We start from the raw sequence: 23755 nt of genomic DNA, 5'->3' as shown, positions 1-23755 counted from the left end.
TTGAAGGGGCCTGATTGTAACGGATGTTGCCTGCCAAGCGCCTGCGCACAAAAAAAAGCCGGCTTGCGCCGGCTTTGCTATGCAACAGACTGCTTAGTTCTTCGACTGGTCAACCATCTTGTTCTTGGCGATCCAAGGCATCATGGCGCGCAGTTTGGCGCCCACTTCTTCGATCTGGTGCTCGGACGTCAAACGGCGACGCGAGATCAGGGTCGGTGCGCCTGCCTTGTTTTCCAGGATGAAGCTCTTCGCGTATTCGCCCGTCTGAATGTCTTTCAGGCATTGACGCATCGCATCCTTGGTGGCCGACGTCACCACTTTAGGACCGGTCACGTATTCGCCGTATTCGGCGTTGTTCGAGATCGAGTAGTTCATGTTGGCGATGCCGCCTTCATAGATCAGGTCGACGATCAGTTTCAGTTCGTGCAAGCACTCGAAGTAAGCCATTTCAGGCGCATAACCCGCTTCCGTCAGGGTTTCGAAACCGGCCTTGATCAGTTCCACGGCGCCGCCGCACAGCACGGCTTGCTCACCGAACAGATCGGTTTCGGTTTCTTCACGGAAGTTCGTTTCGATGATGCCGGCACGTCCGCCGCCGTTGGCCGAGGCGTACGACAGGGCGATATCGCGGGCGATGCCCGATTTATCCTGGTACACGGCGATCAGGTGGGGCACGCCGCCACCTTGGGTGTAGGTAGCGCGCACGGTGTGGCCCGGGGCTTTCGGCGCGACCATGATCACGTCCAGGTCGGCGCGGGGAACGACTTGGCCGTAATGCACGTTGAAGCCGTGGGCGAAGGCCAGGACGGCGCCCTGCTTGGCGAACGGAGCGATGTTTTCGTTGTAGACCTGGGCGATGTTTTCATCTGGCAGCAAGATCATGATGACGTCGGCCGCTTTCACGGCGTCGTTCACTTCCGCTACTTTCAGGCCGGCTTGCTCGACCTTGGTCCACGAAGCGCCACCCTTGCGCAGGCCGACGGTGACGTTGACGCCCGAATCGTTCAGGTTTTGTGCGTGCGCGTGGCCTTGCGAACCGTAGCCGATGATGGCAACGTTTTTGCCTTTGATCAAGGAGAGGTCAGCGTCTTTGTCGTAAAAAACTTTCATGGTATTTCCTATAATTTGATGATGCGTTGTTGTTTTAAATGCGGCGCCAGGGCCGCGTAGTGCTACTTATATTTTTATACTTTGAGGATGCGTTCGCCGCGGCCGATGCCGGAACCACCCGTACGGACGGTTTCCAGGATGGCGGCGCGGTCGATCGAATCGATGAACGCGTCCAGCTTGACCTTGTTGCCGGTCAGTTCGATCGTGTACGTCTTTTCGGTGACATCGATGATGCGGCCACGGAAGATATCGGCGGTGCGCTTCATTTCCTCGCGCTCCTTGCCCACGGCACGAACCTTGATCAGCATCAACTCGCGTTCGATATGCTGGCCTTCGGTCAGATCCACCACCTTCACCACTTCGATGAGGCGGTTCAAGTGCTTGGTAATCTGCTCGATGATGTCGTCCGAGCCGCTGGTGACGATGGTCATGCGCGACAGGGTCGAGTCTTCCGTCGGCGCCACGGTCAACGTTTCGATGTTGTAGCCGCGTGCCGAGAACAGGCCCACCACGCGCGACAGGGCGCCCGCTTCGTTTTCCAGCAAGACAGAAATAATATGGCGCATGATTAGAGATCCTCCGAACCGAGCATCATTTCGGACAGGCCCTTGCCGGCTTTCACCATTGGCCACACGTTTTCGGACTGGTCGGTAATGAAGTTCATGAATACCAGCCTGTCTTTCATGCCAAACGCCTCTTTCAGGGCGCCGTCGACGTCGCCCGGTTTTTCAATTTTCATGCCCACGTGACCATAGGCTTCAGCCAGCCTTTCGAAGTCGGGCAGCGAATCCATGTACGACTCGGAATAGCGCGAACCGTAATCGATTTCCTGCCACTGGCGCACCATGCCGAGGAAACGGTTGTTGAGCATGATGATCTTCGGCGTCAGGTGGTACTGCTTGCACGTGGCGAGTTCCTGGATGCACATCTGGATCGAGCCTTCGCCGGTAATACAAGCAACGGTGGCATCCGGATTGGCCATCTGCACGCCCATGGCGTAAGGCAAGCCGACACCCATGGTGCCCAGGCCGCCGGAATTGATCCAGCGGCGCGGCTTGTCGAAGCCATAATATTGCGCCGCCCACATCTGGTGCTGGCCCACGTCGGACGTGATGAAAGCGTCGCCCTTGGTGATCTGGAAGACCTTTTCCACCACCGATTGCGGCTTGATGACCAGGTCGGAAGTCGGGTATTTCAGGCATTCGCGGCCACGCCATTCGGCGATCTGCTTCCACCAGTTACTCAATGCATTGACGTTCGGCTTGGCTTCGGCCGCGTCCAGTTGCGCGAGAAACTCGATCAGCACGTCCTTGACGTTGCCGACAATGGGAATATCGACCTTGACGCGCTTGGAAATCGACGATGGATCGATGTCCACGTGGATGATCTTGCGTGGATGCGAGGCGAAATGTTTCGGGTTGCCAATCACGCGGTCATCGAAACGGGCGCCGATGGCGATCAGGACGTCGCAATTCTGCATCGCCATGTTCGCTTCATAAGTGCCATGCATGCCGGGCATGCCGACATACTGCTCGCTCGAGGCGCGGTAGCCGCCCAGGCCCATCAAGGTGTTGGTGCAAGGGAAACCCAGGCGGTCGACCAGCTTGTTCAGCTCGGGAGCCGCATTCGCCAGGATGACGCCGCCACCCGTGTAGATCATCGGGCGTTCGGCTTGCAGCAACAGCTGCACGGCCTTGCGGATCTGGCCCGAATGGCCCTTGTCGACGGGACGGTAGGAACGCATCTCGACTTCCTTCGGATAGTCGAAATGGCATTTGTGCATGCTGATATCCTTGGGGATATCGACCAGCACGGGTCCCGGACGGCCGGTACGGGCGATGAAGAAGGCTTTCTTGATCGTTGCCGCCAGGTCCTTGACATCCTTGACGAGGAAGTTGTGCTTGACCACGGGGCGGGTGATGCCGACCGTGTCGCACTCCTGGAACGCATCCTGGCCGATGGCGTGGCTCGGCACCTGGCCAGAGATCACCACCATGGGAATCGAGTCCATGTACGCGGTCGACAGGCCCGTGACGGCATTCGTGACGCCCGGACCGGACGTGACGATGGCGACACCGACTTTGTTCGAGCTGCGCGAATAGGCATCGGCGGCGTGGATCGCGGCCTGCTCGTGACGTACCAGGATATGCTGGAATTTGTTTTGCTGGAAGATGGCGTCGTAGATGTAGAGTACGGCTCCGCCCGGGTATCCAAAGACGTGCTCGACGCCCTCTTCAGCCAGACAGCGCACGACAATTTCTGCGCCCGTAATTGGTCCTGCTGCTGCTTCGGTATTCATGAAACATTCCTTTCAAGGTCCATTGGAGATTGATCGGATGTTCTTTCCTGACGAGGTACGCCTAACGCAACAGTGCTCCTGCTTCCCTTTTCATGCGGTCACGCAATTTCTTTGGGCACCCATAGATACCTTACAAAACAACGCTTAACGCAACTCGTTTGGCCGGAGTTTCTGTGGCGCCTGTACGAACCGCTCGCGCTTGTGGCGCGGGTTAGAACAAACTGCCTACAAATGAAAGCGCGTCTTGCCGCGGATGGCCTTGTGTGCCGGTCGCGACCTGACCATAGGGCTTTGGGGTGTTCAAAGCGTCCCATACGTTATCGCGTTGCACCATTATGGTCAAGGAAAATGTCAGCCTCGCTGCATTTTTGCTCGCACGACGTGCAAAAACCCTGCGGAAACGCACATTTTTTGCTAGCATGCACGGGGTTGCAAAAAGCATACCCGTCCCCAATTCGCCCACCGCACCCGCAGCCGCTAAGATCCCCATACCGCATGGCAACAGACAAAGAATTATCCGACTTTCTAGAAAACGTCGAGCGGCGCGCGTTCAAGCAAGCCGCCTACGCGGTCCGCAAGGAAGAATCGGCACTCGACATCGTGCAAGATGCCATGATCAAGCTGGCCGAGAAATACGGCGACAAGCCGGCCGCCGAATTGCCGATGCTGTTCCAGCGCATCTTGCAGAACACCATCCTTGATTATTTCCGCCGTGAAAAAGTCCGCAACACCTGGGTCAGTCTGTTTTCCGGCATGAAACCCTCGGGCGACGAGCATGAAGATTTTGATATACTTGACACTTATGAATCGGAACAGGGTTCCAGCGCCGCCGAATCTTCGGCCGACCAGGTCGAGCGCGCACAAATCCTTGATTTGATTGATGCAGAGGTACAAAAACTGCCTTCACGTCAACGCGAAGCCTTCCTCATGCGTTATTGGCAGGACATGGATGTGGCTGAAACAGCGGAAGCGATGGGTTGTTCCGAAGGTAGCGTGAAAACACATTGCTCTAGAGCTACCCACACGCTCGCCGAATCGCTGAAAGCCAAGGGAATAAAATTATGAACACCGACGATCTCAATTTCGCCTACAAAGTGCGCCATGCACTGAACGAAAAACTCGACGACCTGCCCGCATCGGCCACCGATCGCCTGGCAGCGGCACGCAAGCTGGCCCTGTCGCGCAAGAAGGCAGACGCGCCCGCAGTCGTTGCCGTGCGCAAGGACGTCTTCGCCGGCATCGCCAGCCACCTGTTGGTCGAGCCGCTGTCGTGGCTGGGCCGCATGAGCGTGATCATCCCGCTGCTGCTGCTGGTTGGCGGCATGGTGGGCATCTATCAGTTTGAGCAGGAACAACATATTGCCGAACTGGCAGAAATCGACGCAGCCGTTCTGTCCGACGAATTGCCGCTCTCCGCCTATATGGACCATGGCTTCAACGCCTACCTGACGAAACGCGAGCAATAAGCATGGCACGCTTGAGCGTACGCAAAGGCTGGCTGGCTGGCGGCTTGGCTCTGGGCGCCTGCGCCCTGGCTGGCGCTGCATGGGTAGGTGCGCAGCAACATCCCGCGCCCGTCGCCCCTCCCGTGGCGGCAGCGCCCGTGGTGGCGCCGGCCCCGGCTGTCAAGCCCGGCTCGCCCCGCACGGCCGGCAAAGGCGGCACGCCGCCCAAGGCCAGCGACAACCCGTCCTGGAACAAGCTGTCGCACGCGCAGCAGGAAGCCCTGCAGCCGCTGGCGGGCGAATGGAACAAGCTGGAAGCCCTGCGCAAGCAGAAATGGCTCGATATCGCCAACCGCTTTGCCTCCATGACACCCGACGAGCAAACCCGCGTGCATGAACGCATGCGAGAATGGGTCAAGCTGACGCCGGCACAGCGCAGCCTGGTGCGCGAAAACTATGCGCGCACGAAGAAGATCGATCCTGGTCAAAAAACCGCGCAATGGGAGCAATACCAGCAATTGCCGGAAGAGCAAAAGAAAAAGCTGGCCACGGAACTGGTACCGAAAAAACCGCTGGGCAAGGTGCCTGCGATCAATTCGAATACCAGCAAGCCAGCCTTGATCCTGCCACCCGCCACGCCGGCAGCACCTGTCGCCGCCGCGCCCGTCCTGCCGCCCGCTCCTGCGGCGGCAAGCGTGCCGGTAAGCGATCCGGCCGCAGCTCCCGCCACCGTGCCCGTCACGCCGCCTGCCACGCCTGCCCCCCTGCCGAACTATGCCAAATAGCACGCCTGCCGCCAGCATCACTTCCCATCCCACAATCAAGCGCCGCCTGATTTCCATGGTGTACGAGTCACTGCTGGCCCTGGCCGTGCTGTTTTTGCCCTTCCTGCTGTTTGAGCTGGCCGTGCAGAGCGCGCATACGCCACTGACGGAACACATGCGCCAGTGCCTGGCCTTCCTCGTCATGGGTGCGTACTTCATCCACCAGTGGAGCCGCGAAGGGCAAACCCTGGCCATGAAGACGTGGCGCCTGAAAGTCGTGCTGCCGGGCCACGCCCACGTGCCACTGCGCGTGGCCGCCTTCCGCTACATCCTGTCATGGATGTGGCTGCTGCCGGCACTGCTGGTGTCCTATGTATTCGATTTGCAGCACTGGACAGCCCTGAGCGCCATCGGCGTGGGCATCCTGGCCTGGTCAGGCACGGCCCTGTTCACCGGCAATGGGCAATTCCTGCACGACAAGCTGCTGGGCACGCAGATCGTGCAATTGCCGGCCCCCGCCAAGAAGTCAAAGAAAGTCGCCGCCTGAGTTTTTTCTGGGGCTTGACCTGGGTCATTGAAGCGCCACGGGGCCTCTGCGATCATGGCGTGCCATGAATAATACCGCCCCCCTCCCCCACACGCGCTTCGCCCCCTTTCGCGAGGAAGTCTGCAGCGAAGACGAAGTCAAGCATCTCGTCCACACGTTTTATGCGGCCGCCCGCGACGATGCCATGCTGGGCCCCATCTTTGCCGCCGAGGTCAAGGATTGGGATGCCCATCTGGCAACATTGGTCGATTTCTGGTCGGGCTTGCTGCGCGGCACCATGCGCTACCACGGCAAGCCGCTGGCCCAGCACGCGCAAATGGAACACCTCACGCCCTGCATGTTCCGCCGCTGGCTGACCCTGTTCTTTGCCACGACCGAAAGCATGGGCAACCCGGCCCTGCAAGAGAAGGCCGATACCATTGCATTGAATATTGCCGAACGGCTATGGAAAAGCTTTGCGGAAAGCCATGCCATCGTGGCGCCGCAGCTTTAGAATCTTTCGTAGCCTTGCAGATAACGCCATTGCCCCACGGGCATGGCGCCCATCGGGATGCGGCCGATGCGCAAGCGCTTCATGGCGACCACTTCCAGTCCCACCATCTTGCACATATGGGCGATCTGGCCCGGTTGCACGTTTTTCAGGGCGAAACGCAAGCGCGTTTCATTCTGCCAGCTGACCTTGATCGGCGGCAAAGGTTTGCCATTGAAAGGCAAGCCGTGATTGAGCAGCGCCAGGCCGTTTTCCGCGATGGCGCCCGACACTTCCACGATGAATTCCTGCTCCACCGTTTTCGCTTCGTCGACCAGCTTGCGGGCAACGCGGAAATCCTGCGTAAACACCAGCAGGCCGGAAGCCATGGTGTCGAGCGGATTGGTGATGGTCAGGCCGATCAGGTGGCGCTTGAGGAAGCGCGTGACGGCGCTGGGCAGCACGTTTTCCGGGGTGAACAGCTCTTCGGGACGCAAACAGGCCAGGGCCGGCTTGCCTTCGCTGCCCACGCCGCCGTTGATGCCGGCCGGCTTGTGCAGCAAGATCGTCACGGGCGGCATTTCTTCCAGGGTGGCGTTCGGCAACAGCACCACCGCTTGATTGTCGGCTACGCGCGCACCCGATTCTTCCACCAGCACGCCATCGACCGTGACCCAGCCGCCCTCGATATACAGCTCGGCCTCGCGGCGCGAGCAGGGCACGTCTTCAGACAGGCGCTTGGCCAGGCGGACGGTGGGCATTTCGTGTGGTGTGGTCATGGGGGAGGCGCAAAAAGCAAGAGGAGGAGAAAGCCGGTATTGTAACCGACCCGCTCCTCCTCTCGGGTGCGCCAGCGTATGCTTACGCAGTGGCCTTGGCCAGCTCTTCGGCAAAGAAGCGGTGACCCATCTCTTCCAGGCCCAAGGTTTGCAGCACTTCCTGCAGGCGCTCCGTCGGACGCTGGCGCGGCAAGTTCTTGTAGCTGGCGATGATCAATTCATTCTTCATCGAATGCTCCCAGCCCACCAGCTCCGTCACGCTGACCTGGTAGCCATGCGCTTCCAGCTGCAGACAGCGCAGCACGTTGGTGATCTGGCTGCCGAACTCGCGCGTGTGCAGCGGGTGGCGCCACAATTCCGTCAACACATTCTTGCCCAGGCTCTTGCCCTTGTTCTTCTTCAATACAGAAGCGACTTCGGCCTGGCAACAGGGCACCAGCACCATGAATTTCGCCTTCTTCTTCAAGGCGAAATGGATGGCGTCATCGGTGGCCGTGTTGCACGCATGCAAGGCCGTGACGATGTCAATCTGCTGTGGCAGCAAGTTTGACTCCGTCGATTCGGCCACGGACAGTGGCAGGAAGGACATGCCCGGGAACTTGAATTTCTTCGCCAGCTCTTGCGAGCGCTGCACCAGCTCTTCGCGCGTCTCGATGCCGTAGATGTGCGAACCGTCGTTGCCGTTCTTGAAGAACAGGTCGTACAGGATGAAGCCCAGATACGACTTGCCGGCGCCGTGATCGACCAGCGACACGCCGGGATGGTCCAGCTGCACTTCGCGCAGCAGCGGCTCGATGAACTGCGTCAGGTGGTACACCTGCTTGAGCTTGCGGCGGCTGTCCTGATTCATCTTGCCGTCGCGCGTCAGGATGTGCAATTCCTGCAGCAGGGCGACCGACTGACCATCCTTGATCTCGGGCATGTTGCTGGCGGCAGTGATGACGTCTTTCGGCACTGCGACTGCGGTGGCGGCCGCTGCCGCGCCCTTAGCGCGCTTCATCGATCCACGCCATCTGTATCGCTTCGAGCACTTTTTCGCCGCCGCGCGTGTGGTCATCGTCGAAACCGTCCAGCTCCACCACCCAGTTATGCAGGTCGGTGAAACGCACGGTCAGGGGATCGATGTCCGGATGCGCGTCGTACAGCGCTTCGGCGATCACATGGATGTCGGACCATTTCATGTTAGTGACTGCCTTCGCTGACCTGGTTGATCGTGTATTTCGGGATTTCGACGACGAGGTCTGCCTCGGCCACGATGGACTGGCACGACAGGCGCGACACGGCTTCCAGGCCCCAGGCCTTGTCCAGCATGTCTTCTTCCAGTTCCGTCGCTTCGTTCAAGGATTCGATGCCTTCACGCACCAGCACGTGGCAGGTGGTGCAGGCGCACGATTTTTCGCAGGCGTGCTCGATGTCGATGTCGTTTTCCAGCAAGATGTCGCAGATGGACTTGCCGGCAGGGGCTTCGATGACGGCGCCGTCCGGGCAAAGCTTGGCGTGCGGCAGAATGACGATTTGGGGCATATTACCTCTACAATTTCAATGATTCGGAGCGCTGCCGCAGCAAGTGCACGCGGCGCGCATTTCAGTTATCTTTAAACGACCTGGTCGAGCGATTTGCCCTTCAGGGCAGTGCGCACGCTGCGGTCCATGCGGCGCGAGGCGAAATCCTCGGTGCCGTCGGCCAGCGCTTCGATCGCCAGCTTCAATGCCTGGTGGTCGACGGCGCCGCTTTGCGATTGCACAATGGCGTCGCGCACCTTGTTCATCAAGCCATCCACTAGCACGCGCTCCGCGTCATCGAGCAAGCTGCCGTCTTCATCGAGGGCCGACTGCGTGGCAAGCAGGATGCGCTCCGCTTCCACCTGCTCTTCGCGCAACGCGCGCGCCACCATGTCGACGTCGGCCGAGGTGTAGGAATCCTGCAGCATGCGGGCGATGTCGTCGTCGCCCAGGCCGTAGGCAGGCTTGACGCTGATCGACGCTTCCACGCCCGAGCGCAGTTCGCGCGCCGAAACGGACAGCAAGCCATCCGCATCGACTTGATACGTGATGCGGATGCGCGCGGCGCCCGCCACCATCGGTGGAATGCCGCGCAATTCAAAACGCGCCAGCGAACGGCAATCGCTCACCAGTTCGCGCTCGCCCTGCAACACGTGTACGGCCAGGGCCGTCTGGCCATCCTTGAACGTCGTGAACTCCTGCGCGCGCGCACAGGGAATGGTCGAATTGCGCGGGATGATCTTTTCCACCAGGCCGCCCATGGTTTCGATGCCCAGGGAGAGCGGGATCACGTCCAGCAGCAGCCAGTCGTCGCCGGCGGCGCGGTTGCCGGCCAGCAAGTTTGCCTGGATGGCCGCGCCCAGCGCCACCACTTTATCAGGATCGATATTCGCGTGCGGCGTCGTGTGGAAGAATTCGCTGACGGCACGCTGCACGTGCGGCATGCGCGTGGCGCCGCCCACCATCACCACGCCATCGACGTCGTCCGCATCCACGTTCGCGTCGCGCAAGGCTTTCTTGATGGCGTTCATGGTCTTGCCCACCAGGTGCTGCGTCATGGCCGCAAATTCCGTCGCCGTGATGCGCAGGTGGATCTCTTCGCCCGAGTTCAGGGCCGCGTCGATCATCGTTTCCGACTTGGTCGACAATGTTTCCTTGATTTCGCGCGCTTTCACCATCAGGATCGCCGTGTCTTCATCCGACAGGGGCGCCAGCTTGGCGTGTTCGCTGATCCAGCAGAACAGGCGGCGATCGAAATCGTCGCCGCCCAGGGCCGAATCGCCGCCCGTGGACAGCACTTCAAACACGCCCTTGCTCAGTTTCAGGATCGATATATCGAAGGTGCCGCCGCCCAGGTCATACACGGCGTACACGCCTTCAGAGGCGTTGTCGAGGCCATACGCGATGGCCGCGGCCGTGGGCTCGCTCAGGAGGCGCAAGACATTGATGCCGGCCAACTGGGCCGCATCTTTCGTGGCCTGGCGCTGCGCGTCGTCAAAGTAGGCGGGCACGGTGATCACGGCGCCCACCAGGTCGTCACCCAGCGAGTCTTCCGCGCGCTGGCGCAGGGTGGCGAGGATTTGCGCCGACACTTCGACGGGACTTTTCACGCCGGCCACGGTTTTCAGCTGCACCATGCCAGGCGTATCCTGGAAGTCGTAGGGCAGGTTTTCCGCGTAGGCGATGTCGGCCAGGCCGCGGCCCATGAAGCGCTTGACGGACACGATGGTGTTCTTCGGGTCGGTGGTTTGCGCGGACAGGGCCTTGTAGCCGATGTTCGCATGGCCGTTCGGCAGGTAGCGCACGACGGAGGGCAGCAGGGAGCGCCCGTCCTCGTCGTTGAGTACCTCGGGGATACTGTTGCGGACAGTGGCGACCAGGGAATTGGTGGTGCCCAGATCGATGCCGACGGCCAGGCGGTGCTGGTGCGGCGCGGTCGACATGCCTGGTTCGGAAATTTGCAGAAGTGCCATTGTATTCGTGCCTCGATTAATTTTTTGCGTGATGCTGATGATGCCTGTCGCGCATTATAAGACGCGTGCCAGACTGGCGCTTGGCACGCGGGTCAAGCGATCAGCCAGTCAGGCTTCCATGGCTTCGTATGCAAAGCGGACTTCCTCGCCGAATTTGTCCAGAAACATCAGGGCGCGCACGCTTTGCGCGGCATTCACATAGTCGCCCCCGTCGAGCTGGGCCGCCACCTGGGCCAGCAAAGCCTTGCGTTCGCCGCGCAGCTGGCGATCCAGGGCGTCAAGCGCGTCGGCATCCTTGCCGGCACGGGCGTCGCCCAGCTCTTCGCGCCATTCCATCTGTTGCATCAGGAAGCTGACGGGCATGGCCGTGTTCGATTCCGTCTGCAAATCGACGCCATTGAGCTCGCACAGGTATTGCGCGCGCTTCTGCGGGCTTTTCAGGGTTTGATAGGCTTCATTGGCGCGCGTGGCCCATTGCATCGCCACGCGCTTTTCAGCGCTGCTGGCGTTGATGAAACGGTCCGGATGGACCTTGCCCTGCACGTCGCGATAGGCCGCGTCGAGCGCGCTCATGTCGAGCCCGAACTGCGCCGGCAACTGGAATAATTCGAAGTGGTTTTGCATAATTGTCGGTGGTCGCTGTACCGCAATCGATGGGTACAGCGCACCGACCGGGGTCTTGCCAGCTGTTTAAATCCTGAAGGACTCGCCGCAGCCGCAGGCGTCTTTTTCGTTCGGATTGTGGAACTTGAAGCCTTCGTTCAAGCCTTCGCGCGCGAAATCGAGTTCCGTGCCATCGATGTAAGGCAGGCTTTTCGGGTCGACGAAGACCTTCACGCCGTGCGATTCGAAGACGCTGTCTTCGGCCGCCACTTCATCGACATATTCGAGCTTGTAGGCCAGGCCCGAGCAGCCCGTGGTGCGCACGCCAAAACGCAGGCCCATGCCCTTGCCGCGCCGTTCGATATAACGGTTGATGTGTTTCGCCGCTTTTTCGGTCAGTGTGATCATGTATTTCTCCGCAGCTGCCCCGGCCTTGCGGCTGGGGCGGGCTGCCAACGTTTAAGCTGCTACTGGATGGCGGGTCTGGTAGTCCAGAACAGCTGCCTTGATGGCGTCTTCCGCCAGGATGGAGCAGTGGATTTTCACTGGCGGCAGGGCCAGTTCTTCGGCGATCTGCGTGTTCTTGATGGCCAGCGCCTGGTCCAGGGTCTTGCCCTTGACCCATTCGGTCACCAGCGAGCTCGACGCGATGGCCGAACCGCAGCCGTAGGTCTTGAATTTCGCGTCTTCGATCAGGCCATCGGCGCCGACCTTGATCTGCAGCTTCATCACGTCGCCGCAGGCAGGCGCGCCCACCATGCCGGTGCCGATGGTTTCATCACCCTTGTCGAAAGCGCCCACGTTGCGCGGGTTTTCGTAGTGATCGAGTACTTTGTCCGAGTAAGCCATTTTGATGCTCCTTTAATATGCTTGCCGGCCCCGTGAGCGGGACCTGCGTGATGGTTAGTGTGCCGCCCATTGGATCGAATTGATGTCGATCCCTTCCTTGAACATGTCCCACAGGGGCGACAGCTCACGCAATTTATGTACTTTCGATTTCAGCAGGTTCACGGCGAAGTCGATGTCTTCCTCGGTCGAGAAGCGGCCGATGGTGAAGCGGATCGAGCTGTGCGCCAGTTCGTCGCTGCGGCCCAGGGCGCGCAGCACATACGATGGCTCCAGGCTGGCCGAGGTGCAGGCCGAACCGGACGACACGGCGATATCCTTGATGGCCATGATCAGCGACTCGCCTTCGACGTAGTTGAAGCTGACGTTCAGGTTGTGCGGCACGCGGTGGTCCATGTCGCCGTTGATGTAAACTTCCTCAATCTCTTGCAAGCCCTTGGCCAGGCGGTCGCGCAAGGCCTTGATGCGGCCGATTTCGCTGTCCATCTCTTCCTTGGCGATGCGGAACGCTTCGCCCATGCCGACGATCTGGTGCGTAGGCAGGGTGCCCGAGCGCAGGCCGCGCTCATGGCCGCCACCGTGCATTTGCGCTTCCAGGCGCACGCGCGGCTTGCGGCAGACGTACAGGGCGCCAACGCCTTTCGGGCCGTAGGTCTTGTGCGCCGTAAAGGTCATCAGGTCGACCTTGGTCTTTTGCAGGTCGATGACGAGCTTGCCCGTCGCTTGCGCGGCGTCGCAATGGAAGATGATGCCTTTCGAGCGGCAGAACACGCCGATCTCGTCGATCGGCTGGATCACGCCGATTTCGTTGTTCACCAGCATCACCGACACGAGGATGGTGTCCGGGCGCACGGCCGCAGCCAGTTGCTCGACAGTGATCAGGCCATTGTCCTGCGGTTCCAGATACGTTGCTTCGAAGCCGATGCGTTCCAGTTCGCGCACCGTGTCGAGTACCGATTTATGCTCGGTCTTGACGGTGATGATGTGCTTGCCCTTGGTCTTGTAGAACTGCGCCGCGCCCTTGATGGCCAGGTTGTTGCTTTCCGTCGCGCCGGAAGTCCAGATGATTTCGCGCGGATCGGCGTTCACCAGAGCCGCCACGTAGCCGCGTGCCTCTTCCACGGCTTTTTCCGCCGTCCAGCCATACATGTGGCTGCGCGACGCCGGATTGCCGAACTGCTCGCGCAAGTAAGGAATCATCTTGTCGGCGACGCGTGGATCAATCGGCGTAGTGGCCGAGTAATCCATATAGATCGGAAAATGCGGTGCGGTTTCAAAGTGCACTTGGCCTACGTTTTTTTCAGGGGCGTTCATCAATAACTCCAATGCAATCAGCAACTTAGTATTTTATAATGTTCAACCGACGGCGGCGTGGTTACGGTGCATCACCATCACGCTTTGTTCGGCAATCTTTTGTCTCTGCTGGTCGACCAGGTCCTGCAAGGACACAGAATCCAGATAGTCGACCATTTTTTCGTTGAGCGTGGACCACAATTCATGCGTCATGCAGCGCGCGCCCGTGGCCGCGTCGGCGCCGTGACAATGTTCCTTGCCGCCGCACTGCGTGGCGTCCAGAGGTTCGTCGACGGCAATGATGATGTCGGCCACCGTCACCTTGTCGGCACGGCGCGCCAGGCTGTAGCCGCCGCCCGGGCCGCGGATCGATTCGACGATTTCATGCCGGCGCAGCTTGCCGAACAGCTGTTCCAGGTAGGACAGGGAAATCGACTGGCGCTGGCTGATGCCGGACAAGGTGACCGGTCCCTTGCCCTGGCGCAGGGCAAGATCGATCATCGCTGTCACGGCAAAACGGCCTTTTGTAGTCAGACGCATACATCCTCGGTCAACTGTTCAATAACTGGTTTAAAATATTGCGGCTTTTCAACTTCTCAAACCCTGAGTAGTTGAATGATTTAGTCAAGTATAACAAATTCGGCGGGGTTTGTCAGAGCGCCCCTCGAAGACCACAGGGCTGGCAGGGGCATGGCCGGCCGCGCCAGGCGCGGCGGCATCAGGAAAACAACATGACGGAAAATCGCTGGCATCCTCACCCGCGCAGGGCTGTCCGTACTTTCATTAATTCAAAACCCAGCAAGTTCAAACCATCCCAGCGCGATGGATCGCCGATACGCGGATTGTCCGACGCCAGGCCCACGCCCCAGATGCGATCGACGGGACTGGCTTCGACGATGACGCGCTCGCCCGTGCCCAGCAAAAACTTGCGCAGCGCGGCTTTTTGCGAGAACTTGGCAAAGTTGCCATCGAAGACGATGCCGGCGCGCGCCGCCTCCCAGACCCTGGCGTCAAAGTTCGCCACTTCGCGCCCCAGCTTTTTCACTTCCGACGGCCGCCCGGCTGCCACGATACGCGCCTGCACGGCCGTGTCGCCAAACAGGGCCGCCTTTTGCGCCATCATGTAGTGCTCGGCCGTCGCATACGTCACGCCAGCGAGGCTGAATGGCGACGGAAACCACTGGCTGAAGCAGCTTTTGTCGGGCACCTGCGGCTGTGCTGGCGTGTGCCCCCAGAAATACAGATAGTCGGGCACGCCGCCCGCCTCTATCCATGCCTTCAATTCTTCCACATTACTAATTTGCATATTCCCCGCACTTCCGCCAGACAGGCGCCAATTCAAGCACGCAATAGTTGCATCGGACCAAACAAGGCCTGCATGTCACGATTGCCGATAAAGGACAGATTATACGGATGTTCCGCCGTCACCTGCGGCAAGGTTGCCGCCACCGGCAGGCGCTTGATGAGCTCGGCAATCTTGCCCCACAACACCAATTGCGGCGCGGCCGCCCCGCCCTGCTGCGCCAGCGCTTCCAGCACCACTTGCAGGAAGGGCAGCCAGCCACGCGCATCCTGCACGGGCGGCACGTGGGAACGGAACACCAGCGCCGCGTTGAGCAGCAAGAAGCCCTGCTCCGTCATCTTGCGCTGCAAGTCGGACAGGGTCTGGATCACGCCGCTGCCCGGCAGTTGCGCGGCGGCCGCCACGGGCGCCATGGCCATGCCGGACGTGTCGCCTCCCTGCAACTGACCATCGGCCACCAGCAGCATCTTCATGAAGTTGCGCAAGGAGGTAGCGCGGTTGACGGGCTTGGACAGGCCTGTCGCCGACCATAAACTGCCGACGGCGCCATCCATGAAGCACACGCCCGTGGCGCTCTCAGCGCGCGGATACGGCCCCTCACCCACCAGCACGTAGCGCACCTGCTCGAGCGGCAAGGCAAAGGCGGCGAACAGCCGGCCCTGCGTGGGCAGATAATCGTCAACAGCCAGCGCCGGCAGGTAGGCGGGATCGGCCGCCATCACGGCGTGCAAGCCGCGCAGCAGGACGGGACGCCAGGAAGGATGCGCCAGGGACAGGGCATCGGTGATGCCGGAAGGAACGGTGGTAGCAGTCATGGCGCGGGAAGTATTTGGACAAACGCAAATTGTAGCGCACCGGCAAGCTGGCATTGACTGCCCCACATCAAGCACGCATAAAAAATCCCCGGCCTGTTGCCAGGCCGGGGATTTTTGAGTGCGCTACATCAAGTCTATTCGGCGTCAGGCTGCTGCGACGGATGGGCAGCGGCAAACGCAGGCAAGCCGGCGCAATGCGCATGGATGCGCACCACGCGCGGGTACGGCGCCAGGTCGATGGCGAAACGCTGCGCATTGAACACTTGCGGCACCAGACAGCAATCGGCCATCGTCGGACTGTCGCCATGGCAGAACAGGCCCGTGCCGGCAGGGTCGCCCTGCGCCAGCAGCGCTTCCACGGCCGCCAGTCCCTCGGCCATCCAGTGGCGGTACCACTCCTGCTTGGCCTCGTCCGACAGGCCAAGCGTGTTTTTCAGGTATTTCAGGACGCGCAGATTCGTCAGCGGATGGGCGTCGCAGGCGATCGCCAGCGCCAGCGCGCGCACGCGGGCGCGTCCCAGCGCGTCCTCCGGCAACAGCGGCACGCCAGGACGCGTCTCGTCGAGGTATTCGAGCATCGCCAGCGACTGCGTCAGGATGGCGCCGTCGTCATCGAGCGCCGGCACCAGCGCTGACGGGTTGACGGCGCGGTAGGCTGGCAGCAGCTGCTGGCCGCCATCCTGCAGCAGATGCACGGGAATGCTGTCGTACGCGATGCCCTTCACATTGAGGGCGATGCGTACGCGGTAGGCTGCCGAACTGCGGAAATAGGTGTACAGCTTCATGCTCATGGCGAGGCGTCCTTTCAGGCGCGGCCGGCGTACAGCGCGACCGTCTGCTCGATGCTGCCGAAGATGCTGGCGCCAGCCGCGTCGCGCATCTCGATGCGCACCGTGTCGCCGAACTTCAGGTACGCCGTCTTTGGCGCGCCGTGTTCGATGGTTTCATACATGCGCACCTCGGCCAGGCAGCAATAGCCCACGCCGCCATTGTCGATGCTGGAACCGAACAGATTGCCCTGCTTGTTCGACACGGTACCGGAACCGACGATGCTGCCGGCGCCCAGTTCGCGCGTCTTCGCCGCATGGGCGACCAGCTGGGCGAAGTTGAATGTCATGTCTTCGCCCGCATTCGGCTTGCCGAAGGGCTTGTCGTTCAGCTCCACCAGCAGCGGCAGGTGCAGCTTGCTGTCCGACCAGTCGGCACCCAGTTCATCGGGCGTGACGGCGACGGGCGAAAACGCGCTGGCCGCCTTGGACTGGAAGAAGCCAAAACCCTTGGCCAGTTCGCCCGGAATCAGGTTGCGCAGCGAGACATCGTTGACCAGCATGACCAGGCGAATCGATGCCGCCGCATCGGCCACGCCGGCGCCCATGGCCACGTCGCCCGTAATCACTGCCACTTCCGCTTCCAGGTCGATGCCCCACTCTTCCGACAGGGCGAAGATCGGGTCGCGTGGGCCGATGAAACTGTCCGAGCCGCCCTGGTACATCAGCGGGTCCGTGTAGAACGAGGCTGGCACTTCCGCGTTGCGCGCCTTGCGCACCAGTTCCACGTGGTTGATGTAGGCGGAACCGTCGGCCCACTGGTAGGCGCGCGGCAGCGGCGAGTGGCACAACGCTGCATCAAACGGCTGCGCGTCCGGCGCCTGGCCCGCGTTCAGGTCGGCGTAGGCCTGTTCCAGCTTTGGCGCGACGGCGTCCCAGTTGTCGAGTGCCGCCTGCAGGGTGGGAGCGATGGCGGCCACGCGCTGATACTGGCGCAGGTCGCGGCTGACGAGGATCAGGGCGCCGTCGCGGCTGCCGTTTTTCAGGGTTGCGAGTTTCATGGTATTCCTTGTTCGGTGGTTGTTTCAGAAGGTATCGGTCTGCGGCGCTCAGGCTTCGGCCGGCGCGTGCATCCAGGCGGCGTGTTTCGGCGCACGGCGCGTCTGCGACCATTCTTCCAGCATTTCCCATTTGACGGCGTCCAGTTTGGCCATCATTTCCGGCGTGCCCACGTTGGCTGCCAGTTCCAGGCGGTGACCGTTCGGGTCAAAGAAGTAAATCGACTGGAAGATCGCGTGGTTGACAGGGCCCAGCACCTCGATGCCTGCGGCCACCAGGCGCTCCTTGGCGGCCAGCAGTTCTTCCATGCTGCCCACTTCCAGCGCCAGGTGCTGCACCCAAGCGGGGGTATTGCGGTCGCGGTCCATCGGCGGCTGCGTCGGCAGTTCAAAAAAGGCCAGCACATTGCCCTGGCCCGCGTCGAGGAAGACATGCATGTACGGGTCCGGCGCCTTGGTCGACGGCACCAGGTCTTCGGCGATGGCGAGGACGAAATTCATGTTCAAATGCTTGACATACCACTCGACGGTTTTCTTCGCGTCGATGCAGCGGTAGGCGACGTGGTGGATTTGCTTGATTTTCATGGTCTGTCTCCAATGGATGCGCTCAGGGCGCGATGGCTGGCGTGTTTTTCAGCTTTTCACCATTAGAATCGAGTTACAGCTATCATACAAACAATTTTTAACCATTGATTTATCGGATTATCTTATGAGTCCCAGCCTGCGACAGATGCGCGCCTTCGTGGCGCTGGCCAAGACCGGCAGTTTTACCCTGGCCGCCGAATACCTGCACGTGACGCAGTCCGCCTTGAGCGGCTTGATCAAGGAACTGGAAAGCGTGCTGGGCGTGCGCGTGGTCGAGCGCAGCACGCGCAAGACGCAGCTGTCGGAAATCGGCCGCGAACTGTATCCGCTGTTTGAAAAGATGATCGAGGATCTCGATGGGGCCATGGCCGGCATCGCCCAGCGCAAAGCTCTGAAAACGGGCATGGTGCGCATAGCAGCGCCGCAGATGATGGCGTGCACCCTGCTGCCGGAAGTGATCGCCGCGTACCGCCAGGCCCATCCGGATGTGCAGCTGCGCCTGGTCGACTGCCCCGTGGAGAATGTATCGAGCCGTGTCTTCAGCGGCGAAGTCGATTTCGGCATCGGCCCCGAGCGCGATCCGACGGCGGAAATTGCCGCGCAAGTACTGTTCGAAATGCCCTTCGTGCTGGTCTTCCCGGAGCAGCACCCGCTGCAACAGAAAGACCGCGTCACCTGGGCCGACGTGGGCGACTACCCGTTCATCTCGCTGCAGGGCCAGTTTACAGAACGCCTGCTGCGCGACATGCACGGCAGCTTCCGCGACCTGTCGCTCAATCCCTACAATGAAGTCACATTCATGACAACGGCGCTAGCCATGGTCAGCGCCAACCTGGGCATCACGGTCTGCCTGCCGTATGCAGAACCGATGGTCAAATTATATAAATTGCAGATGCGCACCCTGCACGAGCCGGAACTGACGCGGCGCTTTTTCGTCTACACGAAGACGGGCCGTTCGCTGTCGCCGGCGGCCGAAAGCTTCATGGCCTTCCTGTTCCAGTTCGTCGAGACGCACGAGTGGAATGTGGGCGCGGGCGGCGACGCGGCACGCGATAGCCTGCCAGCGGGCAACCCTGCGGGCAGCGCTTTATAATGGCGCATCGCCCCTTTGCAAACACGCCATGACCCAGCCTGACCAGCACGACCTGTCGCCCATCGACGCGGCCACCATCGCCATCAACCAGCGCATGAACAAATTCGACGGTCATGAACAAGTCTGGCTGTTCGGCTATGGCTCCCTGATCTACAAGGCGGACTTTCCCTATATCGAGCGCCGCCCGGCCAGCATCGCCGGCTGGACGCGGCGCTTCTGGCAGGGTTCGCACGACCATCGGGGCACGCCCATGGCGCCGGGCCGGGTCGCCACCATCGTGCCGCAGGCGGGCGCCGTGTGTGACGGCATGGCTTACCTGATCACGCCCGAAGTCTTCGCCCACCTCGACCACCGCGAAAAAAATGGCTACCTGCGCCTGGCCACCGACATTAGCTTCGAGGACGGCGGCAAGGTCGAAGGCCTGGTCTACATCGCCAACGAGGAAAACGCCGCTTTCCTCGGTGCCGCCCCGGAACTGGACATCGCGCGCCAGATCGCCCGATCAAACGGCCCCAGCGGCCCGAACAGCGAATACCTGCTGCACCTGGCCAACGCCCTGCGCGAGCTGGGCAAGAACGACCCGCACGTGTTTGCCATCGAGCAACATCTGGCGCAACTCCAGACACCTACCCAGCACAGCGCCGCAGCACACCCCTGCAGCAACAGCACTGACGCTGGTGTAGCTTAAAACAGATCCAGCTGCCCCGCATTCGCCCCTTTTGCCTTGTTCCCCAACGGCGGCACCACCAGCGGCCGGCGGAACTGCGTGCAATCGAGCTGCTTGAAACGCCCCCCTTTGCCGTGCAGCCCCAGCCGATGCACGGCCTTTTCAAAGCGCTGGTGGATGAGGTCGGCCCATACGCCTTCGCCCCGCATGCGCGCGCCGAACGCGCTGTCGTAATCCTTGCCGCCACGCATTTCGCGCACACGGTTCATCACGCGCTGGGCCCGCTCCGGGAAGTGCGCCTCCAGCCATTGCTGGAACAATGGACTCACTTCCCACGGCAGGCGCAGCACCACATAATGGGCGTGGATCGCGCCCGCGTCGCGCACGGCTTCAAGCAGCTGCTCGATTTCCGGCTCCGTCACGAACGGAATGATGGGCGCGATGCTCACGCCCACGGGAATGCCCGCCTCCGTCAGGGTGCGGATGGTGCGCAGCCGCCGCGCTGGCGCGGCCGCGCGCGGCTCCAGGGTGCGCGCAATGGCAGGGTCGAGCGTGGTGACAGTGACGGCCACGGCCGCCAGGCGCCTGGCCGCCATGGGCGCCAGAATGTCGATGTCGCGCTCGATCAGCGACGATTTTGTGATCAGCGCCACGGGATGCTCGCACTCGTGCAGCACTTCCAATACGCGCCGCGTCAGCTGCCGTTCGCGTTCGCACGGCTGATACGCATCGGTATTGACGCCCAGGGCGATCGGTTCGGGCACATACGATGGCTTGGCCAATTCGCGCCGCAACAGTTCGGGGGCGTTCACCTTGGCATAGATGCGGCTCTCGAAATCCAGGCCCGGCGACAGGCCCAGATAGCTGTGCGTGGGACGGGCAAAGCAATAAATGCATCCGTGTTCACAGCCCCGGTACGGGTTCAGCGACACATTGAAGGGCAAGTCGGGCGAAGCATTGCGCGTGAGGATGGTGCGCGCCTGCTCGTCGCTGACCTGCGTCTTCCAACCCGATGCCACCTCCTCCCCGTCCGTTTCATCCAGGCCACCCACGCTCCAGCCGTCATCGAAACCGGCGCGCGCATGCACCTCGTAGCGCCCTTGCAAGTTCGACACGGCTCCGCGCCCCTTGTGAGCTTTCAGCGATTGCGGCGGCAACATGGCTTGCCCGGCGAAGCTGTCATCGTGCTCTGGAATGATTGCTTTCATGAACGGCCCCATTAACTGTATATACGTACAGTATACTATGCCGCTGCGCGGGCAAGATCAAGGGCTGGCGTGATGCCTTTTCACGCTTTTTCAGCATGCTGCATGACATAACTCAACTGCTGCGCGACAAAACCGTCAAATGCCGTGATCAAGGGAACGAACCGGGGTGCATCCTGCTCCAACTGCATCAAGGCATAGCATGTCGCTTCCAGGGTCGATAACTGGTCTGGCGCGTGTGCCTTGCGGATCAGGTAATGGGAAGCGGGCGTGTCGCGCAAGGGCAGGCGCGGCAACTGTTGCAAGCGGGGATTCAGGTACAGCATCTTGCGGCTCTTGCGCCAGGTGGCGTCCAGCACCACCAGCTGCAAGCGGGCCGGATCGAGCAATGTGGCAGGGTCGAGCGCAGGCGGCGGCGCGATGCCCAGCGAACGATCGCCTGGCGTATCCGGGTACAGCAGCACAGTGTGCTTGTCGGCCAGCAATGCGGCGAGCGTGTCAGGGGCAAACTGCTCGCCCGTCAGCATGCGGCTGTTGGGTAGGCTCAGGTGCAGCAAGCGGGCGCTGCCCTTGGCGTTGTGGACTTCCAGCGGATGCTGCAGGATCAGCACGTCCACCGCGTGGGCAACGGGGGTGATCCAGCGGCAGATGCAGCTGGTTTCGGCGCGCAGACAGCTTGGACAGCGCGCGCGTTTGGCGGTTTCAGCCAGGGAGGAGGATGCAGCGGTATGGCTGGAGCTAGAACTGGAGGTACGGCGGGTGGTCATGGCGGAGCGCGTTCGCGGCTGTCTTCAAGCCGCGATTGTAGCGCCCGCGCCATGCCACGGGGAGTCTGCGCTTAAAACTCTTCCCATTCGTCGGCGCCAGACGCCACCGGCGCCTTCGGCGCGCGTGCGCGCATCGCTTCCGCTGGCGCCGCCACGGGCTGCGCTGGCGCACGCCGCACGGCGGCTTGCACGGCAGGCCGCATGGCCGTTCTTGCCGGTGCAGACGCTTTCACAGACGGGGCAGCCCTGGTGGAAACATATTGCTGCGTGGCATCAAGCTTGAATACTCCCACCACCTCGGCCAGCTTGGCTGCCTGTTCCTGCATGGATTCGGCCGCTGCGGCAGCCTCTTCCACCAGGGCCGCATTTTGCTGTGTCACCTGGTCCATCTGGCCGATGGCCTGGTTGACCTGTTCGATGCCGGCACGCTGCTCGTCGCTGGCATCGGTGATCTGGTTCATGATCTGCGTCACATGGCTGATGCTTTGCACGATCTCGTCCATGGTGCGGCCCGCCTTGTCCACCAATTGCGAACCGGCCTCGACCTTTTGCACGGAATCGTCGATCAAGCCCTTGATTTCCTTGGCCGCCGCGCTGGAGCGCTGCGCCAGGTTGCGCACCTCGGAGGCCACCACGGCAAAGCCGCGGCCCTGTTCGCCAGCCCTGGCCGCTTCCACGGCCGCGTTCAGGGCCAGGATATTCGTCTGGAAGGCGATGGCGTCGATGACGCTGATGATATCGACAATCTTGCGCGAGGAATCGTTGATCGAGCCCATGGTGCTGACCACTTCCGACACCACCACGCCGCCCTTGCTGGCGATCTGCGAGGCGTCGATGGCCAGCTGGTTGGCGCTGCGCGCATTGTCGGCATTGAGTTTCACGGTCGAGGTCAGCTCTTCCATCGAAGAAGCAGTCTCTTCCAGCGAACTGGCCTGCTCTTCCGTGCGCGACGACAAGTCCAGGTTGCCGGCGGCAATTTCGCTCGACGCCGTGCTGATCGATTCCGTGCCGGCGCGCACCTGGCCGACGATACTGACCAGTTTATCGTTCATGTTCTTCAGCGCATGCATCAGTTGCCCCGTTTCATCGAGGCTTTCCACCACGATATGGCTGGTCAGGTCGCCAGCGGAAACGGCTTCCGCCACCTGCACGGCGCGCGTGATGGGACGCGTGATCGAGCGCGTGATCCAGTATGCGCAGGCGATGCCCAGCAAAATGGCGAGCGCGCCCAGCGAGATCAGCAGCAAACGGCCGCTTTCATAGCGCGAACGGATTTGCGCGGCCGCTTCGTCCAGCAATCTGGCTTCCAGCACTTCCAGCTTCTTCAGCGCCGCCAGATAAATGTCGCGCTTGGCGACCATCTCACCTTCGTACAGGCGCTTGCCCAGTTCCAGGTCGCCCGCGTTCTTGGCCTTGAACACATTCTTGCGCACTTCCGTATACGCCTTGCGCGTGCTCAGCACCTCCTGGTACAGCGCCTGCTCTTCAGTGTTCAGCTCGCTCTTGCCGATATCGTTCTGGATTTCCGTGGCGCGGGCGGACGAAACCGCCATTTCCTTTTCAAACTGCTTCTGGTGTTCAGGATCGCTGACTTTCCAGGCGGCGGCCGTGCGTGCCGCGTTCACCTCGATGACCTTGGTCCATTCGGCGATCAGGCGCTCATTGCGCACCTTGACATTGACCAGTGTATCGGTTTCCTTGCTGGCGCTTTGCATCTGCACGATGCCCACCACGGTCAGGCTCGTCAACAGGAGCAGGACGGCGGCAAAAGCGCCACCGAGACGCACGCCGATTTTGAGGTTTTTCATTGCGTGATTCCTATCTGAAAAAAAACAATGCACAGACGCCACGAAACCGACCTGCT

Annotated in this window: 28 protein-coding genes; 7 read left to right on the top strand and 21 right to left on the bottom strand. The window is 61.2% G+C overall.

What is annotated here, in order from left to right; translation table 11 throughout:
* Nucleotides 1–93: 93 nt before the first annotated feature.
* The 3 genes from ilvC to C8C89_RS12390 form a co-directional block, all read right to left on the bottom strand.
* Entirely contained in the window at nucleotides 94–1110 is a 1017-nt protein-coding gene (gene ilvC, locus C8C89_RS12400) for a ketol-acid reductoisomerase (protein WP_034750044.1), read from the bottom strand.
* 74 nt (nucleotides 1111–1184) lie between these two features.
* Nucleotides 1185–1676: an acetolactate synthase small subunit gene (ilvN, locus tag C8C89_RS12395; RefSeq protein ID WP_010399754.1), complete on the bottom strand. Its 492-nt coding sequence runs from the start codon at nucleotides 1674–1676 to the stop codon at nucleotides 1185–1187.
* Nucleotides 1677–1678: 2 nt separating this feature from the next.
* Complete coding sequence (locus tag C8C89_RS12390) at nucleotides 1679–3409, bottom strand: acetolactate synthase 3 catalytic subunit (protein ID WP_100873806.1); 1731 nt, start codon at nucleotides 3407–3409, stop codon at nucleotides 1679–1681.
* Nucleotides 3410–3904: 495 nt separating this feature from the next.
* On the opposite strand from C8C89_RS12390, the gene C8C89_RS12385 reads away from it, so the two are divergent.
* The 5 genes from C8C89_RS12385 (at nucleotide 3905) to C8C89_RS12365 (ending at nucleotide 6658) form a co-directional block, all read left to right on the top strand.
* Nucleotides 3905–4474 (top strand): RNA polymerase sigma factor, encoded by a 570-nt coding sequence (locus tag C8C89_RS12385; protein WP_034779551.1) that lies wholly within the window; start codon nucleotides 3905–3907, stop codon nucleotides 4472–4474.
* Nucleotides 4471–4875 carry a DUF3619 family protein gene (locus tag C8C89_RS12380; RefSeq protein ID WP_101482107.1) on the top strand — a complete coding sequence of 135 codons (405 nt, stop codon included), beginning with the start codon at nucleotides 4471–4473 and terminating at the stop codon, nucleotides 4873–4875. Before C8C89_RS12385 ends, C8C89_RS12380 begins: the two co-directional genes overlap by 4 nt.
* 2 nt (nucleotides 4876–4877) lie before the next feature.
* Nucleotides 4878–5639 carry a DUF3106 domain-containing protein gene (locus C8C89_RS12375; protein WP_133990125.1) on the top strand — a complete coding sequence of 254 codons (762 nt, stop codon included), beginning with the start codon at nucleotides 4878–4880 and terminating at the stop codon, nucleotides 5637–5639.
* Nucleotides 5629–6165: an RDD family protein gene (locus C8C89_RS12370; protein WP_101482109.1), complete on the top strand. Its 537-nt coding sequence runs from the start codon at nucleotides 5629–5631 to the stop codon at nucleotides 6163–6165. Before C8C89_RS12375 ends, C8C89_RS12370 begins: the two co-directional genes overlap by 11 nt.
* Before the next feature lie 64 nt (nucleotides 6166–6229).
* A complete protein-coding gene (locus C8C89_RS12365) occupies nucleotides 6230–6658 on the top strand; it encodes a group III truncated hemoglobin (protein WP_101482110.1) in 429 nt (142 codons plus the stop codon).
* Here the strand turns inward: C8C89_RS12365 and C8C89_RS12360 are convergent.
* From C8C89_RS12360 to C8C89_RS12290, 15 genes are all read right to left on the bottom strand, one after another.
* Nucleotides 6655–7413, bottom strand: coding sequence for an rRNA pseudouridine synthase (locus C8C89_RS12360; RefSeq protein WP_101482111.1), 759 nt, complete (start codon nucleotides 7411–7413; stop codon nucleotides 6655–6657). The two genes, C8C89_RS12365 and C8C89_RS12360, sit on opposite strands and share 4 nt — an antisense overlap.
* A gap of 82 nt (nucleotides 7414–7495) precedes the next feature.
* Nucleotides 7496–8413, bottom strand: a complete 918-nt coding sequence (locus C8C89_RS12355) for an SAM-dependent methyltransferase (protein ID WP_133990123.1) — start codon at nucleotides 8411–8413, stop codon at nucleotides 7496–7498.
* A complete protein-coding gene (gene iscX / locus C8C89_RS12350; RefSeq protein WP_071322763.1) occupies nucleotides 8400–8594 on the bottom strand; it encodes a Fe-S cluster assembly protein IscX in 195 nt (64 codons plus the stop codon). Before iscX ends, C8C89_RS12355 begins: the two co-directional genes overlap by 14 nt.
* Before the next feature lies 1 nt (nucleotide 8595).
* Nucleotides 8596–8937 carry an ISC system 2Fe-2S type ferredoxin gene (gene fdx / locus C8C89_RS12345; RefSeq protein WP_034750070.1) on the bottom strand — a complete coding sequence of 114 codons (342 nt, stop codon included), beginning with the start codon at nucleotides 8935–8937 and terminating at the stop codon, nucleotides 8596–8598.
* A gap of 71 nt (nucleotides 8938–9008) precedes the next feature.
* Nucleotides 9009–10889 carry a Fe-S protein assembly chaperone HscA gene (hscA, locus tag C8C89_RS12340; RefSeq protein ID WP_101482113.1) on the bottom strand — a complete coding sequence of 627 codons (1881 nt, stop codon included), beginning with the start codon at nucleotides 10887–10889 and terminating at the stop codon, nucleotides 9009–9011.
* 108 nt (nucleotides 10890–10997) lie between these two features.
* Nucleotides 10998–11513, bottom strand: a complete 516-nt coding sequence (hscB, locus tag C8C89_RS12335; RefSeq protein WP_101482114.1) for a Fe-S protein assembly co-chaperone HscB — start codon at nucleotides 11511–11513, stop codon at nucleotides 10998–11000.
* Between the two features lie 66 nt (nucleotides 11514–11579).
* On the bottom strand, nucleotides 11580–11900 hold the full coding sequence (gene iscA, locus C8C89_RS12330; RefSeq protein ID WP_010399774.1) for an iron-sulfur cluster assembly protein IscA: 321 nt from the start codon (nucleotides 11898–11900) through the stop codon (nucleotides 11580–11582).
* A gap of 51 nt (nucleotides 11901–11951) precedes the next feature.
* On the bottom strand, nucleotides 11952–12341 hold the full coding sequence (iscU, locus tag C8C89_RS12325) for a Fe-S cluster assembly scaffold IscU (protein WP_076567031.1): 390 nt from the start codon (nucleotides 12339–12341) through the stop codon (nucleotides 11952–11954).
* 54 nt (nucleotides 12342–12395) lie between these two features.
* Complete coding sequence (locus C8C89_RS12320; RefSeq protein ID WP_279587412.1) at nucleotides 12396–13622, bottom strand: IscS subfamily cysteine desulfurase; 1227 nt, start codon at nucleotides 13620–13622, stop codon at nucleotides 12396–12398.
* Nucleotides 13623–13694: 72 nt separating this feature from the next.
* Nucleotides 13695–14171 (bottom strand): Fe-S cluster assembly transcriptional regulator IscR, encoded by a 477-nt coding sequence (gene iscR, locus C8C89_RS12315; RefSeq protein ID WP_101482116.1) that lies wholly within the window; start codon nucleotides 14169–14171, stop codon nucleotides 13695–13697.
* A gap of 214 nt (nucleotides 14172–14385) precedes the next feature.
* The gene (locus C8C89_RS12310; RefSeq protein WP_101482117.1) at nucleotides 14386–14937 is read right to left on the bottom strand and encodes an NADAR family protein; all 552 of its coding nucleotides are present in this window, start codon (nucleotides 14935–14937) and stop codon (nucleotides 14386–14388) included.
* A gap of 32 nt (nucleotides 14938–14969) precedes the next feature.
* Nucleotides 14970–15749 (bottom strand): uracil-DNA glycosylase, encoded by a 780-nt coding sequence (locus tag C8C89_RS12305; protein ID WP_133990119.1) that lies wholly within the window; start codon nucleotides 15747–15749, stop codon nucleotides 14970–14972.
* A 134-nt stretch (nucleotides 15750–15883) separates the two neighbouring features.
* Nucleotides 15884–16534, bottom strand: coding sequence for a maleylacetoacetate isomerase (gene maiA, locus C8C89_RS12300; RefSeq protein ID WP_133993338.1), 651 nt, complete (start codon nucleotides 16532–16534; stop codon nucleotides 15884–15886).
* 20 nt (nucleotides 16535–16554) lie between these two features.
* Nucleotides 16555–17577 (bottom strand): fumarylacetoacetate hydrolase family protein, encoded by a 1023-nt coding sequence (locus C8C89_RS12295; RefSeq protein WP_101482119.1) that lies wholly within the window; start codon nucleotides 17575–17577, stop codon nucleotides 16555–16557.
* A 48-nt stretch (nucleotides 17578–17625) separates the two neighbouring features.
* Nucleotides 17626–18159, bottom strand: a complete 534-nt coding sequence (locus C8C89_RS12290; protein ID WP_070224143.1) for a VOC family protein — start codon at nucleotides 18157–18159, stop codon at nucleotides 17626–17628.
* Between the two features lie 124 nt (nucleotides 18160–18283).
* Here C8C89_RS12290 and C8C89_RS12285 point away from each other — a divergent pair, with 124 nt between their 5' ends.
* Nucleotides 18284–19252: a LysR family transcriptional regulator gene (locus tag C8C89_RS12285; protein WP_133990117.1), complete on the top strand. Its 969-nt coding sequence runs from the start codon at nucleotides 18284–18286 to the stop codon at nucleotides 19250–19252.
* A 61-nt stretch (nucleotides 19253–19313) separates the two neighbouring features.
* Nucleotides 19314–19940 carry a gamma-glutamylcyclotransferase gene (locus C8C89_RS12280; RefSeq protein WP_243858300.1) on the top strand — a complete coding sequence of 209 codons (627 nt, stop codon included), beginning with the start codon at nucleotides 19314–19316 and terminating at the stop codon, nucleotides 19938–19940.
* Here C8C89_RS12280 and C8C89_RS12275 read toward each other — a convergent pair.
* From C8C89_RS12275 to C8C89_RS12265, 3 genes are all read right to left on the bottom strand, one after another.
* A complete protein-coding gene (locus C8C89_RS12275; RefSeq protein WP_133993336.1) occupies nucleotides 19937–21079 on the bottom strand; it encodes a PA0069 family radical SAM protein in 1143 nt (380 codons plus the stop codon). The genes C8C89_RS12280 and C8C89_RS12275 overlap by 4 nt on opposite strands.
* Before the next feature lie 128 nt (nucleotides 21080–21207).
* The gene (locus C8C89_RS12270; protein WP_133990115.1) at nucleotides 21208–21891 is read right to left on the bottom strand and encodes a tRNA-uridine aminocarboxypropyltransferase; all 684 of its coding nucleotides are present in this window, start codon (nucleotides 21889–21891) and stop codon (nucleotides 21208–21210) included.
* A 71-nt stretch (nucleotides 21892–21962) separates the two neighbouring features.
* Nucleotides 21963–23699, bottom strand: a complete 1737-nt coding sequence (locus C8C89_RS12265; protein ID WP_133990113.1) for a methyl-accepting chemotaxis protein — start codon at nucleotides 23697–23699, stop codon at nucleotides 21963–21965.
* Nucleotides 23700–23755: the final 56 nt, after the last annotated feature.

The sequence above is a fragment of the Janthinobacterium sp. 75 genome, from assembly GCF_004365495.1.
GTDB lineage: Bacteria > Pseudomonadota > Gammaproteobacteria > Burkholderiales > Burkholderiaceae_D > Janthinobacterium.
This window is presented reverse-complemented; position numbering and strand designations above follow the sequence as displayed.

Excerpts from the sequence above, each read along its gene's own strand:
- ilvC (WP_034750044.1), bottom strand. The coding sequence starts at position 1,110 with ATGAAAGTTTTTTACGACAAAGACGCTGACCTCTCCTTGATCAAAGGC.
- ilvN (WP_010399754.1), bottom strand. The coding sequence starts at position 1,676 with ATGCGCCATATTATTTCTGTCTTGCTGGAAAACGAAGCGGGCGCCCTG.
- C8C89_RS12390 (WP_100873806.1), bottom strand. The coding sequence starts at position 3,409 with ATGAATACCGAAGCAGCAGCAGGACCAATTACGGGCGCAGAAATTGTC.
- C8C89_RS12385 (WP_034779551.1), top strand. The coding sequence starts at position 3,905 with ATGGCAACAGACAAAGAATTATCCGACTTTCTAGAAAACGTCGAGCGG.
- C8C89_RS12380 (WP_101482107.1), top strand. The coding sequence starts at position 4,471 with ATGAACACCGACGATCTCAATTTCGCCTACAAAGTGCGCCATGCACTG.
- C8C89_RS12375 (WP_133990125.1), top strand. The coding sequence starts at position 4,878 with ATGGCACGCTTGAGCGTACGCAAAGGCTGGCTGGCTGGCGGCTTGGCT.
- C8C89_RS12370 (WP_101482109.1), top strand. The coding sequence starts at position 5,629 with ATGCCAAATAGCACGCCTGCCGCCAGCATCACTTCCCATCCCACAATC.
- C8C89_RS12365 (WP_101482110.1), top strand. The coding sequence starts at position 6,230 with ATGAATAATACCGCCCCCCTCCCCCACACGCGCTTCGCCCCCTTTCGC.
- C8C89_RS12360 (WP_101482111.1), bottom strand. The coding sequence starts at position 7,413 with ATGACCACACCACACGAAATGCCCACCGTCCGCCTGGCCAAGCGCCTG.
- C8C89_RS12355 (WP_133990123.1), bottom strand. The coding sequence starts at position 8,413 with ATGAAGCGCGCTAAGGGCGCGGCAGCGGCCGCCACCGCAGTCGCAGTG.
- iscX (WP_071322763.1), bottom strand. The coding sequence starts at position 8,594 with ATGAAATGGTCCGACATCCATGTGATCGCCGAAGCGCTGTACGACGCG.
- fdx (WP_034750070.1), bottom strand. The coding sequence starts at position 8,937 with ATGCCCCAAATCGTCATTCTGCCGCACGCCAAGCTTTGCCCGGACGGC.
- hscA (WP_101482113.1), bottom strand. The coding sequence starts at position 10,889 with ATGGCACTTCTGCAAATTTCCGAACCAGGCATGTCGACCGCGCCGCAC.
- hscB (WP_101482114.1), bottom strand. The coding sequence starts at position 11,513 with ATGCAAAACCACTTCGAATTATTCCAGTTGCCGGCGCAGTTCGGGCTC.
- iscA (WP_010399774.1), bottom strand. The coding sequence starts at position 11,900 with ATGATCACACTGACCGAAAAAGCGGCGAAACACATCAACCGTTATATC.
- iscU (WP_076567031.1), bottom strand. The coding sequence starts at position 12,341 with ATGGCTTACTCGGACAAAGTACTCGATCACTACGAAAACCCGCGCAAC.
- iscR (WP_101482116.1), bottom strand. The coding sequence starts at position 14,171 with ATGCGTCTGACTACAAAAGGCCGTTTTGCCGTGACAGCGATGATCGAT.
- C8C89_RS12310 (WP_101482117.1), bottom strand. The coding sequence starts at position 14,937 with ATGCAAATTAGTAATGTGGAAGAATTGAAGGCATGGATAGAGGCGGGC.
- C8C89_RS12305 (WP_133990119.1), bottom strand. The coding sequence starts at position 15,749 with ATGACTGCTACCACCGTTCCTTCCGGCATCACCGATGCCCTGTCCCTG.
- maiA (WP_133993338.1), bottom strand. The coding sequence starts at position 16,534 with ATGAAGCTGTACACCTATTTCCGCAGTTCGGCAGCCTACCGCGTACGC.
- C8C89_RS12295 (WP_101482119.1), bottom strand. The coding sequence starts at position 17,577 with ATGAAACTCGCAACCCTGAAAAACGGCAGCCGCGACGGCGCCCTGATC.
- C8C89_RS12290 (WP_070224143.1), bottom strand. The coding sequence starts at position 18,159 with ATGAAAATCAAGCAAATCCACCACGTCGCCTACCGCTGCATCGACGCG.
- C8C89_RS12285 (WP_133990117.1), top strand. The coding sequence starts at position 18,284 with ATGAGTCCCAGCCTGCGACAGATGCGCGCCTTCGTGGCGCTGGCCAAG.
- C8C89_RS12275 (WP_133993336.1), bottom strand. The coding sequence starts at position 21,079 with ATGTTGCCGCCGCAATCGCTGAAAGCTCACAAGGGGCGCGGAGCCGTG.
- C8C89_RS12270 (WP_133990115.1), bottom strand. The coding sequence starts at position 21,891 with ATGACCACCCGCCGTACCTCCAGTTCTAGCTCCAGCCATACCGCTGCA.
- C8C89_RS12265 (WP_133990113.1), bottom strand. The coding sequence starts at position 23,699 with ATGAAAAACCTCAAAATCGGCGTGCGTCTCGGTGGCGCTTTTGCCGCC.